Source organism: Paenibacillus sp. EKM10P (genome assembly GCF_011800655.1).
GTDB classification, from domain to species: Bacteria; Bacillota; Bacilli; order Paenibacillales; family Paenibacillaceae; genus Paenibacillus; species Paenibacillus polymyxa.
This window is the reverse complement of sequence record NZ_JAALET010000138.1, coordinates 1-232: the sequence shown is the minus strand read 5'-3', so window position 1 is coordinate 232 and position 232 is coordinate 1. Positions and strand designations below refer to the sequence as shown.

1 tRNA gene and 1 rRNA gene are annotated in these 232 nt (G+C 55.6%); both read left to right on the top strand.

Annotated elements, in window-relative coordinates:
- Positions 1-76, top strand: a 5S ribosomal RNA gene (rrf, locus tag HFE01_RS27840); the annotation flags it as partial.
- Positions 77-156: 80 nt separating this feature from the next.
- Positions 157-232, top strand: a tRNA-Ala gene (locus HFE01_RS26835).

The window sequence follows — 232 nt, the reverse complement described above, 5'->3', positions numbered from 1 at the left end:
GAACACGACCGTTAAGCCCTCCAGCGCCGATGGTACTTGGACCGCAGGGTCCTGGGAGAGTAGGACGCCGCCAAGCATAAGCCCCTTCTCTGGGGATTTTTTTTCGCCTGTAAGACTGACCTCTATATAGTCAGAATTAAGTGTTATGTCTAAGATGGGGCTATAGCTCAGCTGGGAGAGCGCCTGCCTTGCACGCAGGAGGTCAGGGGTTCGATCCCCCTTGGCTCCACCA